At 72.2% G+C, this 15,192-nt stretch carries 17 protein-coding genes; 2 read left to right on the forward strand and 15 right to left on the reverse strand.

Annotated features, from left to right (window positions below; genetic code table 11):
- Positions 1 to 9: 9 nt before the first annotated feature.
- The 12 genes from AB0F18_RS17595 to AB0F18_RS17650 form a co-directional block, all read right to left on the reverse strand.
- Positions 10 to 888: an amino acid ABC transporter permease gene (locus AB0F18_RS17595; RefSeq protein WP_362061107.1), complete on the reverse strand. Its 879-nt coding sequence runs from the start codon at positions 886 to 888 to the stop codon at positions 10 to 12.
- A complete protein-coding gene (locus AB0F18_RS17600; RefSeq protein WP_362061110.1) occupies positions 885 to 1,529 on the reverse strand; it encodes an amino acid ABC transporter permease in 645 nt (214 codons plus the stop codon). The genes AB0F18_RS17595 and AB0F18_RS17600 overlap by 4 nt, the downstream gene beginning before the upstream one ends.
- A gap of 17 nt (positions 1,530 to 1,546) precedes the next feature.
- The gene (locus tag AB0F18_RS17605; protein ID WP_362061112.1) at positions 1,547 to 2,455 is read right to left on the reverse strand and encodes a glutamate ABC transporter substrate-binding protein; all 909 of its coding nucleotides are present in this window, start codon (positions 2,453 to 2,455) and stop codon (positions 1,547 to 1,549) included.
- Between the two features lie 12 nt (positions 2,456 to 2,467).
- Positions 2,468 to 3,211: an amino acid ABC transporter ATP-binding protein gene (locus AB0F18_RS17610; protein WP_362061115.1), complete on the reverse strand. Its 744-nt coding sequence runs from the start codon at positions 3,209 to 3,211 to the stop codon at positions 2,468 to 2,470.
- Between the two features lie 104 nt (positions 3,212 to 3,315).
- Positions 3,316 to 3,756, reverse strand: a complete 441-nt coding sequence (locus tag AB0F18_RS17615) for a DUF6278 family protein (protein ID WP_362061118.1) — start codon at positions 3,754 to 3,756, stop codon at positions 3,316 to 3,318.
- A gap of 76 nt (positions 3,757 to 3,832) precedes the next feature.
- Positions 3,833 to 4,612 (reverse strand): exodeoxyribonuclease III, encoded by a 780-nt coding sequence (locus AB0F18_RS17620; RefSeq protein WP_362061121.1) that lies wholly within the window; start codon positions 4,610 to 4,612, stop codon positions 3,833 to 3,835.
- A gap of 30 nt (positions 4,613 to 4,642) precedes the next feature.
- Positions 4,643 to 5,275 carry an MBL fold metallo-hydrolase gene (locus AB0F18_RS17625; RefSeq protein WP_362061124.1) on the reverse strand — a complete coding sequence of 211 codons (633 nt, stop codon included), beginning with the start codon at positions 5,273 to 5,275 and terminating at the stop codon, positions 4,643 to 4,645.
- A 24-nt stretch (positions 5,276 to 5,299) separates the two neighbouring features.
- Positions 5,300 to 5,890 (reverse strand): hypothetical protein, encoded by a 591-nt coding sequence (locus tag AB0F18_RS17630; RefSeq protein WP_362061126.1) that lies wholly within the window; start codon positions 5,888 to 5,890, stop codon positions 5,300 to 5,302.
- A complete protein-coding gene (locus AB0F18_RS17635; protein WP_362061129.1) occupies positions 5,887 to 7,047 on the reverse strand; it encodes an ROK family glucokinase in 1,161 nt (386 codons plus the stop codon). Before AB0F18_RS17635 ends, AB0F18_RS17630 begins: the two co-directional genes overlap by 4 nt.
- Positions 7,044 to 7,892, reverse strand: coding sequence for an ATP-binding cassette domain-containing protein (locus AB0F18_RS17640; protein WP_362061132.1), 849 nt, complete (start codon positions 7,890 to 7,892; stop codon positions 7,044 to 7,046). The genes AB0F18_RS17635 and AB0F18_RS17640 overlap by 4 nt, the downstream gene beginning before the upstream one ends.
- Positions 7,889 to 8,926, reverse strand: a complete 1,038-nt coding sequence (locus tag AB0F18_RS17645) for an ABC transporter permease (RefSeq protein ID WP_362061134.1) — start codon at positions 8,924 to 8,926, stop codon at positions 7,889 to 7,891. Before AB0F18_RS17645 ends, AB0F18_RS17640 begins: the two co-directional genes overlap by 4 nt.
- On the reverse strand, positions 8,923 to 9,933 hold the full coding sequence (locus AB0F18_RS17650) for a sugar ABC transporter substrate-binding protein (RefSeq protein ID WP_362061137.1): 1,011 nt from the start codon (positions 9,931 to 9,933) through the stop codon (positions 8,923 to 8,925). Before AB0F18_RS17650 ends, AB0F18_RS17645 begins: the two co-directional genes overlap by 4 nt.
- A 143-nt stretch (positions 9,934 to 10,076) precedes the next feature.
- Between AB0F18_RS17650 and AB0F18_RS17655 the strand changes: the two genes are divergently transcribed.
- Positions 10,077 to 11,081, forward strand: a complete 1,005-nt coding sequence (locus AB0F18_RS17655) for a Gfo/Idh/MocA family oxidoreductase (RefSeq protein ID WP_362061140.1) — start codon at positions 10,077 to 10,079, stop codon at positions 11,079 to 11,081.
- Positions 11,082 to 11,129: 48 nt separating this feature from the next.
- On the opposite strand, the gene AB0F18_RS17660 is transcribed toward AB0F18_RS17655, so the two are convergent.
- The 3 genes from AB0F18_RS17660 to AB0F18_RS17670 form a co-directional block, all read right to left on the reverse strand.
- Positions 11,130 to 12,323: a cytochrome P450 gene (locus AB0F18_RS17660; protein WP_362061143.1), complete on the reverse strand. Its 1,194-nt coding sequence runs from the start codon at positions 12,321 to 12,323 to the stop codon at positions 11,130 to 11,132.
- A 62-nt stretch (positions 12,324 to 12,385) separates the two neighbouring features.
- On the reverse strand, positions 12,386 to 13,303 hold the full coding sequence (locus AB0F18_RS17665) for a DMT family transporter (RefSeq protein WP_362061146.1): 918 nt from the start codon (positions 13,301 to 13,303) through the stop codon (positions 12,386 to 12,388).
- Positions 13,304 to 13,603: 300 nt separating this feature from the next.
- Complete coding sequence (locus AB0F18_RS17670; RefSeq protein WP_362061149.1) at positions 13,604 to 14,221, reverse strand: dihydrofolate reductase family protein; 618 nt, start codon at positions 14,219 to 14,221, stop codon at positions 13,604 to 13,606.
- 182 nt (positions 14,222 to 14,403) lie between these two features.
- Here AB0F18_RS17670 and AB0F18_RS17675 point away from each other — a divergent pair, with 182 nt between their 5' ends.
- Positions 14,404 to 15,138: an SDR family oxidoreductase gene (locus AB0F18_RS17675; RefSeq protein WP_362061152.1), complete on the forward strand. Its 735-nt coding sequence runs from the start codon at positions 14,404 to 14,406 to the stop codon at positions 15,136 to 15,138.
- The last annotated feature ends 54 nt before the right edge of the window (positions 15,139 to 15,192 follow it).

The following is a 15,192-nucleotide window of genomic DNA, read 5'->3' on the forward strand; positions in this document are numbered from 1 at the left end:
CGGTGGGGGTCACCTCCCCGGCAGCACCGGTCCCGGTTCGGCGGGAGCGACCTCGACGGCCCCGGTCTTGGGGCTGCGGCGCTCCCGCCGGGCCACCCAGGTGGCGAACCAGGACAGCAGCATGCACATGCCGATGTAGATCGGCGAGATGATCAGGACCACGGGGATGAACGGCAGGTCGTAGTCCAGGTTCGAGGCGATCAGCTTGCCCGCGTGCAGGAACTCCTCGTAGGTGATCAGGAAGCCGAGCGAGGTGTCCTTCAGCGCCACCACCAGCTGGCTGATGATCGTGGGCAGCATCGCCCGGACCGCCTGCGGGGCCAGGACGAAGGTCATCACCTGCGTCTTGCGCATGCCGAGCGCGTACGCCGCCTCCCGCTGTCCCCGCTCCACGGCGTTGATGCCCGTACGGAAGACCTCGGCCAGCACCGAGCCGTTGTACAGGGTCAGCCCCGCCACCAGCGCGGGCAGCGGCTGCACCTTCAGCGCGACGAAGATGAAGAAGATCATCACCAGCACCGGCATGGCCCGGAAGAACTCCACGCACAGCGTCGCCAGCCAGCGCACGGGCCGGTGCACCGAGAGCCGGCCGGTGGCGAGCACCGCGCCGAGGACCAGCGAGAGCACCGAGGCGTAGGCAAAGGCCTTGAGGGTGTTGCCCAGGCCCTTGAGCAGCAGATCCTGGATGCCTTCGTAGGCGAAGGGGCGCCACTTGGCGGCGGTGAACTGGTGGGTGTCGAAGAGCAGGTACAGGATCCAGGCGAGCAGGCCGAGGATCACCACCGTCGAGACGATCCCGTAGAGGAAGTGGCGGCGCAGCGCGTTCGGCCCGGGCAGGTCGTAGAGGGCGGTGGACTCCAGGTCCCCGCGCAGCGCGTGCGCGGTCATCGGGCGACTCCGTAGCGCTTCTCCAGCACGTTGAAGAGCGCGCTGATGGACAGGGTGATGATCAGGTAGCCGACGGCGATCCAGAGGAAGGTCCAGATGATGCTGTAGCCCAGCTCGCTGAGGGTCTTGTACGTGCCCAGCAGCTCGGTGACGCTGAAGGCGCCGGCGATGGCCGAGTTCTTGGCGAGGGCGATCAGCGTGGAGCCGATGGGCGGGATGACGGAACGGAAGGCCTGCGGCAGCACGACCGCGCCCAGGGTCTGCCCGAAGGTCATCCCGAGGCTGCGGGCGGCCTCGCCCTGCCCCTTGGGCACGGTGTTGATGCCCGAGCGCAGCGCCTCGCAGATGAACGCCGAGGTGTAGCAGCCGAGCGCGAGGACGGCGAACAGCTGGAACGGCAGGACCAGCCCGAAGCGCGGCAGGCCCAGCAGTACGGCGAAGAAGAGCAGGGTGAGCGGGGTGTTGCGCAGCACGGCCACCCAGACCGTGCCGAAGAGCCGGAAGGAGCCGACGGGCGCGACGCGGAAGGAGGCCATCAGGAAACCGAGGGCCAGGGCGACGAGCGAGGCGTAGACGGTCAGTTCGACGGTGCCGAGGAAGCCCTTGCCGTAGAGCGCGAAGTTCTCGGTGAGTACGTCCATGGTGGTGCGCTCTCCCCTCAGCCCGCCGGGTAGCGGTCGATGGCGGGCGGCTTCGGGGCGGGCTGCCCGGAAAGGCCGAGCGTGGCCTCGTAGGCCTTCTTCCAGTCGCCGTTCTTCTCGTGCTCGGCCAGTGCGTCGTCGAGGGCGAAGCGCAGGGCGTTGTCGGAGCGGGGGACGCCGATGCCGTAGGGCTCCTGGGAGAACGGCCTTCCGACGACCTTGAGCTCGTCGGGGACCTTGGCGGCGTAGCCGAGGAGGATGGAGTCGTCGGTGGAGACGGCGTCGACCTGGTAGGTCAGCAGGTTGTCCACGCAGACCGAGTAGGTGTCGTAGGCGACGAGCACCGCCTTGGGGAAGTCCTTCTGGAGGCGCTGGTACGGGGTGGAGCCGGCGGCCGAGCAGACCCGCTTGCCGGCGAGGTCCTCCGGGCCCTTGATGTCCTTCTCGTTCCTGCGGACCAGCAGGGACTGGCCGGCCATGAAGTAGGGCCCGGCGAAGCCGACCTGCTTCTTGCGCTTGTCGTTGATCGTGTAGGTGCCCACGTAGTAGTCGATCTGGCCGTTCTGCAGGGCCGTCTCGCGGTTGGCGGAGGCGATCGTCTTGAACTCGACGGTCTTGGGGTCGAAGCCCAGCGAGGCGGACATCATCTTGGCGATCTCGATGTCGAAGCCGCGGTAGGCGCCGGAGGCGGGGTCCTTCTCCCCCATGTACGGCTGGTCCTCCTTGGCCCCGACCACCAGCCGGCCGCGCCTTCTGGCCTTCTCCCAGGTGGGCGAGTCGGGCAGCCGGAAGCCGGTGTCCACCCTGTACACGGGCAGGTCCTCGGGCTGCGGCCCCTTGACCGGGGGGCTGCCGCTCCTCCCGCAGCCGGCGGCGGCCGCGAGGAGGGCGAGGGCCAGGGCGAGGGCGCGCAGGGTGTGCTTCATGGGGGCCGCCCCTCAGTGCTTGAGGATCTTGGAGAGGAAGTCCCGGGCACGCTCGCTCTCGGGGGCGGTGAAGAAGGCCTCCGGGGTGCGGTCCTCGACGATCCTGCCGTCGGCCATGAAGACGACGCGGTTCGCGGCGGAGCGGGCGAAGCCCATCTCGTGGGTGACCACGACCATGGTCATCCCCTCGGCGGCGAGCTGCTGCATGACCTCCAGCACCTCGTTGATCATCTCGGGGTCGAGGGCGGAGGTGGGCTCGTCGAAGAGCAGGGCCTTGGGGTTCATGGCCAGGGCGCGGGCGATGGCCACGCGCTGCTGCTGTCCGCCGGAGAGCTGGGCGGGGAACTTCTCGGCCTGGCTCGCGAGGCCGACCCGTTCCAGGAGTTCCCGGGAGCGCTTGTCGGCCTCCTCCTTCTTGCGCTTCCTGACCTTGATCTGGGCGAGGGAGATGTTGGCGAGGACGGTCTTGTGCGCGAAGAGGTTGAAGGACTGGAAGACCATGCCGACCTCGGCGCGGAGCTGCGCCAGCTCCTTGCCCTCGTCGGGCAGCGGGCGGCCGTCCAGGAGGATCTCGCCGGAGCCGATGGTCTCCAGGCGGTTGATGGTGCGGCAGAGGGTGGACTTCCCGGAGCCGGAGGGGCCGATGATCACCACCACCTCCCCGCGGCCGACGGTGAGGTCGATGTCCTGGAGGACGTGCAGATTCCCGTAGTGCTTGTTGACGCCCCGCAGCTCGATCAACGGTTCGACGGCCATGCGCTGCCCTGCCCACTTGTCGGTGTGTCGAGGTCAGCGCAAACTATCCAGCCGCCGAAGGGGACTTCACCGCGACACGCCTAAAAGGCACATAAAGTGCGACATCAGCCCTCGGAGGCCTCGGCGTAGGCCTGGCTGAGCTCGGGGGAACCCGTCATCGCCCAGGAGACACCCGACTCGACCACGTTGAGCTCCCGCCCCGAGGCCAGCCGGATCACCGGCTGGCCGTTGGGCCAGACCTGCCAGCCGGTCCCCGGGATGGTCCGGATGATCACGGTGCCGAGGTAGAAGCCGGCGTCGTTGCCCAGCCACGGCACCGCCTCCGGGTCGCGCCGCCAGCGGGGCATCAGCTGGTCGAGCGCCTCCAACGACGCCGGGGTCTGGTCCAGTTCCAGCCCGGCCGCCCTCGCCTGGGCGCGCAGCATCTCGCACTCCGAGAACAGCTCGGCGACGCCCTCGGGATCGTCCGCGAGGGCGGCGGCCAGTCCCGCACCCTGTTCCGCTTCGTGCCGGTGCAGCCAGTTGGCCAGGAAGGGGATGTTCATGCGGCCCAGCCTGGCACCAGGATCCCCGGCTGGCCACAGGGCGCGCCTTGATCCCCGGCCCTTCCGGAGATCGCCGCTACAGATCGAGGTCGACGACGACCGGCGCGTGGTCGGAGGCGCCCTTGCCCTTGCGCTCCTCGCGGTCGACGTAGGCGTCCTTGACCGCCTTCGCGAAGGGCGCGTTGCCGTAGACCAGGTCGATGCGCATGCCCTTGTTCTTGGGGAAGCAGAGCTGGCGGTAGTCCCAGTACGTGTACGGGCGGTCGTACTTCAGGGGGCGCGGCACCACGTCGGAGAGGCCGGCGGCGCGCAGCGCCTCCAGGGCGGCCCGCTCGGCGGGGGTGACGTGGGTGAGGCCGGCGAAGACGGCCGGGTCGTAGACGTCCTCGTCGGTGGGGGCCACGTTGAAGTCGCCGAGCACCGCGAAGGGGCGCGGGCCGGCCGCGTCCTCGGCTACGGCGGTGGTCAGGGAGCGGAACCAGTCCAGCTTGTAGCCGTAGTGGTCGTGCTCGACCTCGCGGCCGTTGGGCACGTACACCGACCAGACCCGCACCCCGCCGCAGGTGGCGGAGACGGCGCGGGGCTCCTGCACCCCCTCGTAGTCCGGCCCGCCGGGCAGCCCGACGACGACGTCCTCCAGGCCCACCCTGGAGAGCAGGGCCACGCCGTTCCACCGGCCGGTGGCGTTGACGGCCGACTCGTAGCCCAGCTCGCGCAGCGCGTCGGCGGGGAACTGCTCCGCCGTGCACTTGGTCTCCTGGACGCAGAGCACGTCGGTGCCGGAGGCCTCCAGCCAGGCCAGCAGGCGGGGCAGCCGGGCGGTGATCGAGTTGACGTTGAACGTGGCGATACGCATGTCCACCAACCTACCGCCCGGCACCGACAGTCAGAGGGCGGCGCTCTCGCCCGCCCCGAGGCGGCTGTGGGGGGCGCCGCCGAGGTTGCCCAGGGCCGTGTCGTAGATCGGCCTGGCGATGTCGGCGAGGTAGGCGTCGTGGATGTCGATGGCCCGGCGCGGCTTGACCTCGCGGACGTAGTCGATCACTTCGGCGATCTTGTTCCAGGGGGCGTGGACCGGCAGCATCAGCGTGTCGACGGGGGCGTCCGGGACGGTCAGCGCGTCCCCGGGGTGGAAGAGGGAGCCCTCGACGAGGTAGCCGACGTTGGTGACCCGCGGAACGTCCGGGTGGACCACGGCGTGCAGTTCGCCGTGGACCTGGACCTCGAAGCCGGCGGCGGTGAAGGTGTCGCCGTGGCCCACGGTGTGCACCCGGCCCGGGTAGGCGGCGGCCATCCGCTCGGCCACGCTGCGCAGGGTCCACAGGGCCGCCGCCGGGTTCGCGTCGAGGGCGGCGCGCAGCCGGCCCTCGTCGAAGTGGTCCGGGTGCTCGTGCGTGACCAGCAGGGCGTCCGCCCCGAGGCCCGCGTCGGGTTCGCTGAAGACGCCCGGGTCGATGACGAGCGTCTGCCCGTCCTTCTCCAACTGGACGCAGGAGTGCAGCCGTTTGGTGAGCTTCATGATCCCCACCCTATGCCGCGCGGGTTACGGAACGGTGGTGGAGACCACGTAGACCCGGGGGGCGTGGGGGTTGGCGTAGTCGACCGTGACGTCCCGGGTGGGGCGCGGGTCCTGGGCCTCCAGGGTGACCCCGTACCAGGTGTGCCTGGGGCTCCAGCTCCAGCCGGCGACCTGTGCGTCGCGCTCGGAGACCGAGACCCCGGGGGTGAGCGCCTCGCGGCTGGTGCCGAGGTCGGCCAGGAAGGTGTCCAGCTGCTGCGGGGTGACCTGGAACTGGACGTACAGCCGGCTGGTGTGCCAGTTGTTGGTCTCCAGGTAGCCGACGGACGAGGCCATCAGCGGGATCGGCACCTCGTAGATGCTGCGCTGCACCTTGGAGGGCCAGTCCGGGCGCACCTTGACGGCGCCTACCCGGGCGGCCTTGTCCCTGCCGCTCTCACGGCTCTGCTGGGCGGAGATGAACAGGTAGCCGGCCGGGACGCCGATGAGCAGCAGGATGATGAGCGCGGTGACCCAGCGGCGGCGGACGGTGCTGCGCCGCTCCTCGGGGGTGGGGGGCCGGCTGCCGCCCGCCTCGGGCGAGGAGGCCTGACGGGGCAAGATGGGCGGTGTCACTGCTGTTCCTGCTCCTCGGGACCGGCGCTGCCGCGCCGGCCGTACTGCGCGTAGCGCTCGTACCGCTCGACGCGCCGGCGGGTGGCGCGCCGGAAGCGGCGGGCGACGAGCCGGGCGAGGTCGGCGGCGCCGACCATGCCCGCCTCGGGGCCGAGCTGAGCCTTGGCGATACGGGCCTCGGGCCGGTAGCCGCGGCCGGTGAGGTGGCGCCGGAAGGCCTCCCGGGCGGGGCCGATGAGCAGGTCGTCGGCGGCGCTGACGCCGCCGCCGATGACGAAGCACGAGGGGTCGAGGGCGGCGGCGAGGTTGGCGATGCCGACGCCGAGCCACTGGCCGATGTCCTGGAGGAGCTCGACGCACATGGCGTCGCCCTCGCGGGCCAGCTCGGTGATGAGCGGTCCGGTGATCTCGTGGACGTTGCCGCCGACCCTGGCGATGATGTTGTACGCCACCGGGGAGTCGGCGGCGGCCAGCTCGCGGGCCTCGCGGACCAGGGCGTTGCCGGAGCTGTACTGCTCCCAGCAGCCGCGGTTGCCGCAGGGGCAGCGGTGGCCGCCGGGGACGACCTGCATGTGGCCGAACTCGCCGGCCACCCCGTAGCGGCCGCGCTTGACCTGACCGCCCTCCAGGATGGCCCCGCCGATGCCGGTGCCCAGGGTGATCATGACCAGGTGGTCCTCGCCCCGGCCGGCGCCGAAGCGCCATTCGGCCCAGGCGGCGGTGTTGGCATCGTTGTCCACCATGACGGGGACCGCGAGCCTCGACTGGAGGGCGTCGCGCAGCGGCTCGTCCCGCCAGGCGAGGTGGGGGGCGAAGAGCACGCGGGAGCGGTCGGCGTCGACCCAGCCGGCGGCGCCGATGCCCACCGCGTGCACGTCGTGCCGGTCGGAGAGGTCCAGCACCAGTTCGACGATGGTGTCCTCGACGACCTTGGGGCTCTTGGACTTGTCCGGGGTCTCGGTGCGGATCTTCTCCAGGATGACCCCGTCGGCGTCGACGACGCCCGCCATCACCTTGGTGCCGCCGATGTCGATGCCGACCGTGGGAACGCGGGGGGCGGTCAGGTGCGACCGGCGCTCACGGGTCCCGATGGTCCGCAGGACGGTGCCTCGCGCCGACCCGCGGTGGGCGAGCGAGAACTCCCGGTAGGTGGTCATCGAGTGGTGTCGTCCCTGTCGGAGGCGGTGGCGGGGATGGAGCCGGACGGGGTGTCCGGTGCTGATTCTGCCACCCGCTCCAGTTCGTGGCTCAGCTCCTCCAGCTCGGAGCCACCGGCCATCTGCCGGGTGAGCTCGTCGAGGGTGATCGAGTCGCGGGTGTGGCTGCCCGCCATGGTGCCGCGCTTGAGGAGGACGAAGCGGTCGCCGACCAGGTGGGCGTGGTGCGGGTTGTGCGTGATGAGGACCACGCCGAGACCGGCGTCGCGGGCGGCGGCGACGTACTTGAGGACCACGCCGGACTGCTTGACGCCGAGGGCGGCGGTGGGCTCGTCGAGGACGAGGACCTTCGCGCCGAAGTACACGGCGCGGGCGATGGCCACGCACTGGCGCTCGCCACCGGAGAGGGTGCCGATGGGCTGGTCGACGTCGCGCAGGTCGATGCCCATCCGCAGCAGCTCGGTGCGGGTGGTCTCGCGCATGAACGCCACGTCGAGGCGGCGGAAGGGGCCGCGGCCCTTCGTCGGCTCGGAGCCCAGGAAGAAGTTCCGCCAGACCGGCATCAGGGGGACCACGGCCAGGTCCTGGTAGACGGTGGCGATGCCGCGGTCGAGGGCCGCGCGCGGGTTGGCCAGTGCGGTCGGCTCGCCCTCGATCTCGAAGGTGCCGGCGTCGTGCCGGTGCAGCCCCGCGATGATCTTGATGAGGGTGGACTTGCCGGCGCCGTTGTCGCCCAGGACGCAGGTGATCTCGCCGGCCGAGACCTCCAGGGAGACGTCCTGGAGGGCGCGGATGTTGCCGTAGTACTTGCTGACGCCCGTCAGCTTCACCAGGGGTGTGCTCATGCCCGTGCCTCCGCCCGCTTGCGGACCCATGCGTTGAGCAGCGTGGCGAGCAGCAGCATGGCGCCGAGGAAGAACTTGAACCAGTCCGGGTTCCACTGGGCGTAGACGATGCCGTTGCTGGCCATGCCGAAGATGAACGCGCCGACGGCCGAGCCGATCGCGGAGCCGTAGCCGCCGGTCATCAGGCAGCCGCCGATCACGGCCGCGATGATGTAGAGGAACTCGTTGCCGACGCCCTCCCCGGACTGGACGACGTCGAAGGAGAACAGGATGTGCTGCCCGGAGATCCAGGCGCACAGCGCGACGCCCATGTAGAGGCCGATGCGGGTCTTGACGACCGGGACGCCGGTGGCGCGGGCCGCGTCGGCCCCGCCGCCCACGGCGAAGATCCAGTTGCCGGCGCGGGTGCGCAGCAGGATCCAGGTGGCGACGGCGACCAGGACCAGCCACCACAGGATGGTGACCTTGAGGGTGACCGAGCCGACGTTCCACTGGGAGGCGAACAGCGCCCGGGCGGAGGGGAAGCCCTCCATGTCGGCGATGGTCTTGGTGGAGACGGTGCCGCTGATCAGCTTGGTGAAGCCGAGGTTCAGGCCGGTCAGCATCAGGAAGGTGCCGAGCGTGATGATGAAGCTGGGCAGCTTGGTGCGGGTGAGCATGAACCCGTTGAAGAAGCCGAGGGCCAGGGTGACCAGCAGGGACACCCCGACGCCGACCCAGACGTTGGCGGTCATCTGGTAGCTGAACATCGAGCTGAACAACGCCGAGGTGGTCACCATCACGCCGGCCGACAGGTCGAACTCGCCGCCGATCATCAGCAGGGCGACCGGGACCGCCATGATCCCGATGGTGGAGGCCGAGTAGAGCACCGTGCTGAGGCTGGAGGCCTTCAGGAAGCTGTCGGCGGCGAAGGAGAAGAACACGAAGACGGCGGCGGCGCCGACGACCGCGCCCAGCTCGGGGCGGCCCAGCAGCCTGCGGACGTAGGAGACGGGCGCGAGCCGTTCGTCGACGGCCGGGGCGGCGGTGCTCATCGGCTGCCCCGCTTGATGAACGACTCCAGCTTGGCGGCCTGGTCCGCGGTGACGATCTGCGGCCCGGTCAGCACCGGCCGGCCGCCGCCGAGGACGTCCGCGTTGTAGCGGTGGAGCCACAGCAGGTCCACGGCCTCGTACCCCTGGAGGTAGGGCTGCTGGTCCACGGCGAAGCCGAGGGCGCCGGACTTCAGGTCGCGGGCGACGGACTCGTTGAGGTCGAAGGTGTCCACCTCGGCCTTGCTGCCCGCGGCCTCCTTCGCCTTGACGGCGGTGGGCGCGAAGGGGGCGCCGAGGGTGAGGATGCCGTCGACGGAGGGGTCCGCCTGGAGCTTGGCCTGGACGGCGGCCTGCACGGCGGGCATGTTGGTGCCCTCGACGTAGAGGTTCTCCATGGTGCCGCCGAAGGTCTTCTTCGCCCCGGCGCAGCGCTGCTCGTGGCCCACGTTGCCCTGCTCGTGCAGGACGCAGACCGCCTTCTTCAGGCCCCGCTTGGTCATCTCGGTGCCGACGGCCTCGCCGGCGATCTCCTCGTCCTGGCCGATGTGGGCCAGCGCCCCGTACGCGGCCGACTGGGCGGAGCCGGAGTTGACCGTGATCACGGGGATGCCCGCCTTCACCGCCTTGCCGACGACGTCCTTGAGGGCCTCGGGCTTGGCGAGGCTGACGATGATCCCGTCGACCTTCTGGTCGATGGCGTTCTGCACGAACTGGGCCTGCTGCTGCGCCTGGTCGTCGTGCGAGTAGACGAAGTTGATGTTGTCCTTCGCCGCCGCCTCCTTGGCGCCCTTCTGCACGATGTCCCAGAAGGTGTCGCCGTCGCCCGCGTGCGTGACCATCGCGAAGGTCCAGCGCGGCGTGGACACGGCGGGCCGGCCCGCCTCCGCGGCCTTCGCCCGTTCCTCGGCACGCTTGCCGCCCGTGCTGCTGCAGCCCGCGAGGGAGGCCCCCAGTACCGCCGCGAGCACGGCGCCGACGACGCGTACCCCTGTCCGAACCCTAGCCACGTCGCCGTGCCCTTCCCTCGTCCGTCATGAATCGGTCATTTCCGGTTTCAGCCGCCCAGTATCCGCCACAGTGGACCATGAAGGGTCATCGGGGCGTGCGCGGGCAGATTGACAGGTCCCCCGTACGGGGTCACGTTGAGTGCATGCGCATCGGGCTCATCGGAACGGGCCGGATCGGGTCCTTCCACGCGGCCTCACTGGCCCGCCACCGGGACGCCGGCTCGCTGCTGCTGGCCGACGCCGAACCGGGGCGGGCCGCGCGGCTCGCGGACCGGCTGGGCGCCACCGCCGCGCCCTCCGTCGACCAGGTCTTCACCTGGGGCGTGGACGCGCTGGTCGTGGCCTGCTCGACCGCGGGGCACGCCGATCTCGTCGTACGGGCCGCGCGCGGCGGACTGCCGGTGTTCTGCGAGAAACCGCTGGCCCCCGACCTGGCGCGGACCCTGGCGGTGCTGCGCGAGGTGACCGCCGTCGGCGGGGTGCTCCAGGTGGGCTTCATGCGCCGCTTCGACCCCGGCTACCGGACCGCGCGGGAGCTGGTCCGTTCGGGGGCCCTCGGGCGGCTGCACACCGTCCGCACGATGACCGCCGACGCGGCCCCGCCGCCCGCCGCCTACCTCGCCTCCTCCGGGGGCCTGTACCGGGACTGCCTGGTGCACGACTTCGACATGGCGCGCTGGGTGACCGGCCGGGAGGTCACCGAGGTGTACGCGGCCGGTTCGGACGCGGGGCCGGCCGCCTTCCGCGAGAACGGCGACATCGACACGGCGGCCGCCGTCCTCACCCTCGACGACGGGACCCTGGTCACCAGCACCGGCAGCCGCTGCAACGGCGCCGGGTACGACGTGCGGATGGAGCTGGCCGGGGAGCTGGACCAGATCTCCTGCGGGCTGGACGACCGTACGCCGATCGCCTCCACGGAACCGCACGGCCCGCCCCCGGCCGGCAAGCCGTGGACCGGCTTCCTGGAGCGGTTCGCCCCCGCCTACGAGGCCGAGCTGGCGGCCTTCGTCCGGCTGGTGCGCGGCGAGGGGGCCAACCCCTGCGACGGCCGGGAGGCCCTGGCCGCGTTCCGGGTCGCGGAGGCCTGCGAGCTCTCGCGCCGGGAGCGGCGCCCGGTGCGGCTGGCGGAGCTCCCGGACCTGTGACGGCCCCTGCGGTGCCCGGGCGGACGGGGGTACGTTCACGGGCTGCGGCTACCAGCGCACCGGCAGCCGGGTCACGCCCCGGATCAGGCTGCCCCCGATCCAGTCCGGCGGGCCCCCCGCCGGGTCCTCGGCCAGGTCCGGGAAGCGCTCCAGCAGACCGCGGAAGGCGATGCGGCCCTCCAGCCGGGCGAGCGGGGCGCCGATGCAGAAGTGGAGTCCGTGCCCGAAGGCGAGGTGGCCCCGCGGGGCGCGCCGGATGTCGAAGGCGTCCGGGTCCTCGTAGCGGCCGGGGTCGCGGCCGGCGCCGGCGAGCGAGACGAGGACGGTGGCTCCGGCCGGAACGGCGGTGCCGCCGATCTCCATGTCCTCGTGGGCGTAGCGGTAGGTGGTGTTCTGCACCGGGCCGTCGTAGCGGAGCATCTCCTCGATCGCGCCGTCGAGCAGGCCGTCGCAGTCGGCGCGCAGGTCGGCCAGCTGGCCGGGGTGGGCCAGCAGGGCGCGCGTGCCGTTGGAGATGAGGTTGACCGTGGTCTCGTGGCCCGCGATCAGCAGCAGGAAGGCCATGCCGATGAGCTCCGTGGCCGACAGCGCGTCTCCGTCCTCGTCCCTGGTCCGGATGAGGGCGCTGAGCAGGTCCTCGCCGGGGTCCTCGGCCTTGGCCCCGACGAGTTCCGCGAGGTAGTCGCCCAGCTTCTGGTGCGCGGTGGTGCGCGGGGTCGCGGAGGTGGGTGCGAGGACCTCCCTGGACCAGTGCCTGAAGCGTTCGCGGTCCGGTTCGGGCACGCCGAGGAGTTCGCCGATGACGGTGACGGGCAGCGGGAAGGCCAGGGCCTCGATCAGGTCGGCGGAGCGCTCCGGGCGGGCGGCCATCGCGTCCAGGAGTTCGTCGGTGATCTGCTGGACGCGGGGGCGCATGGCCTCCACGCGGCGGGTGGTGAACTCGCGGGCGACCAGCCGGCGCAGCCTGGTGTGCTGCGGCGGGTCGGTCTCCAGCAGGTTGCTGTTGGCCGTGGTGGCCGCGACGCCGGGCAGGACCCCGCCGCTCTTCCAGTCCTTGCGCAGACCGGGGTGGCTGAGGGCCTGGCGGGCCTCCTCGTAGCCGACGACCAGCAGCGCGGGCGCGAACTCGGGCGGGGAGACCTCTACGCGGTGTACCGGTCCTTTGGCCCGCAGGCGGGCGTAGTAGGCGTGGGGGTCCGCGCGGAAGTCCGGGTCGTTCGCGCTGATGTCCGGTTGTGGCATGCGGTCAGATTAGTGGGGCGCCGCGCCGCCGGGCCCTGCGGTTTCCGGCCACTCACCCAAGATCATTCGGCCATCGCGCGGCGGCCCCAGGCGGTGCCGGCCAGGACGAGGGCCGCGCCCGCGAAGCCGGCCGGGCCGAGCCGTTCGCCGCCGACGGCGAGGCCCGCGGCGGCGGCCCACAGCGGTTCGGTGCCCAGCAGCAGGCTGACGCGGGAGGGCGAGGAGCGGCGTACGGCCCACATCTGCACGAAGAACGCGAAGAGGGTGCAGAACACCGAGAGGAAGGCGAGGCCCGCCCATTGGGCGGGGCCGAAGGCGGCGGCGACGGCCCACGGGCCGTCGCCGGTGCCGGGCAGGGCGGCCAGCAGGGCGAAGACCAGGACGGCGCCGCCGAGCTGGACGGTGGTGAGCGAGAGGGAATCGGCGTCCCGGACGGCCTCGATCCGGGCCATCAGCAGGACGTGCAGGGTGCGGGCGAGGGCCGCACCGAGGATCAGCAGGTCGCCCGTGCCCGGGACGGTGAAGCCGGCGCCCTGGGTGAGCAGGACGACCCCGGCGACGGAGACCCCGGCGGCCGCGACGAAGGCGGCCGAGGGGGCGGTGCGCCGTACGGCGGACTCGGCCAGCGGGGTGAAGATCATGGTCAGGCTGATGATCAGCCCGGCGTTGGTGGCGGAGGTGTGCACCACCCCGTAGGTCTCCAGCAGGAAGATCCCGCCCAGTACGAGGCCCAGCAGGCCGGCGCCGCGCAGCTGGGCGGCGCTCAGCGCCCGCAGCCGGCGCCGTCCGGCGACGGCCAGGACGGGCAGGACGAGCGCGAAGCGCAGGACGAGCACGGCGATGACGGTGTGCGCGGCGGTGATGCCCTTGGCCGCGAGGTAGCTGCCGCCCCAGACGACGGCGACGAGGAGGACGGGCAGGTCCGCGAGCCAGGCCCGGCGGGGGGCGAGGGCGGGGGCGGGGGCGGTGAGGCTGGACACCGGGGCGGCTCCGACGGGGGTAGGGCGTGGAGACGTCGGCGGCTCGCACGGGTGCGGGCCCACGGTAGCCCGGGGCGATCTTGCCGGTCGAGCGGGTTTCCCCCGCGCCGGGCCCGCCTCCGCCCCGCACCCGGGCCGCCCCGGCCGTCCCGTCCGCCCCGGCCGTCTCGTCCGTCCCGGCTGTCTCGTCCGCCCCGTCCGCCCCGGGCCGTCCCGTCCGCCCCGTCCGCCCTGGCCGCCCCGCGTCCCGGCCGCCCCGCGTCCCGGCCGCCTCGGGCCGCCCCGGCGTCCCGGCCGTCCTCAGGCGTCGAAGGCGCGGAAGACCGCCCGGCCCGTGGGGCGGTAGGTGTGGATGGCGGTCCCCCGCTCCGTGGTGCGCGAGGCGGTCAGCTCGCAGGCCGTGGGCAGGCCGCCGGTCGGGAACAGGCGCCGGCCCGCACCCAGGAAGACCGGGAAGACGAGCAGGTTCAGCTCCTCGACCAGGTCCCGCGCGAGCAGCCACTGCGCGAGCCGCCCGCTGCCGTGCACCTGGAGCTCCCCCTCGGTGGCGTCCTTGGCCCGTACGACCTCGGCCTGGAGCTGCTCCCCGTCCAGGACGGTCGCCGGCCCCCAGGCGGGCTCCTTGAGGGTGGTGGAGGCGACGTACTTGGGCAGCCGGTTGAGCCGGTCCGCGATCGGGTTGGCGGGGTCGTCGTGGTGGGGCCAGTAGGAGGCGAAGATGTCGTACGTCCGGCGGCCCAGCAGGAAGGCGCCGACGCGGCCGAAGACCTCCTCCATGAACTCCTGCATGCCCTCGTCGGCGTACGGGGCGAGCCAGCCCCCGTAGGCGAACCCGCCGCTGGCGTCCTCCTCCGGCCCGCCGGGGGCCTGCATCACCCCGTCGAGGGTCAGGAAGGTGGTGAGGGTCAGCTTTCCCATGGCTCCGCGCTCCTTGTCGTACGTCGTGCGTCCGGTTCCCCCCGCACCCGTTCAGACTCCCGCCCGTCCCGGGACTCATCGGCGCGGCGCGCGTGAACGCGAGGTCGGATTCCCGCCAGCGCCGCCACCCCCCGCCCTATTTGATTGAACACGCAACCAAATGGCATCGGGAGGGAACGGACATGAACGGCAACACGGTGGCCCTGGTGACGGGCGGCAGCCGGGGGATCGGGGCGGCCACCGCACTGCGGCTGGCCGAGGACGGCTTCGACGTCGCGCTCACCTACGTCAATGGCGCCGCGGCGGCGGCCGCGGTCGTCGGCAAGATCGAGGCGCTCGGGCGCCGGGGCCTGGCGGTACGGGCCGACGCGGGCGCCCCCGAGGGCCCGCGGGAGGCGGTGGAGGAGACCGTGCGCACCCTCGGCCGGCTCGACGTGCTGGTCAACAGCGCGGGCGTCGGGGTGCTCGGCCCCCTGGACTCGCTCACCCTCGCGGACGTGGACCGGGTGCTCGCGGTCAACGTCCGGGGCGCCTTCCTGGCCGCCCGGGCCGCGGCCGCGCACCTGACCCCCGGCGGGCGGATCATCACCGTCGGCAGCTGCATGACCCAGCGGGTGCCGGGTCCGGGCGGGACCCTGTACGCGACGAGCAAGGCGGCCCTGACCGGGCTGACGAAGGCGCTCGCGCGGGAGCTCGGCGGGCGCGGGATCACCGCCAACCTGGTGCACCCGGGCCCGACGGACACCGACATGAACCCGGCCGACGGTCCGTACGCGGACGGTCAGCGCGCGATGACGGCGCTGGGGCGTTTCGGCACGGCGGACGAGGTGGCCGCGATGGTCTCCTTCCTCGCCGGCCCCGACTCCCGGTACGTCACGGGCGCGGAGTTCTCCGTGGACGGCGGGCACGCCGCGTAGCCCGCGCGAAGAGCCGGAGGAACGCCGATGGGCGCACCGCGAACGCGGTGCGCC

Origin of the sequence: Streptomyces sp. NPDC029216 (assembly GCF_040648015.1) — a bacterium.
GTDB lineage: Bacteria > Actinomycetota > Actinomycetes > Streptomycetales > Streptomycetaceae > Streptomyces.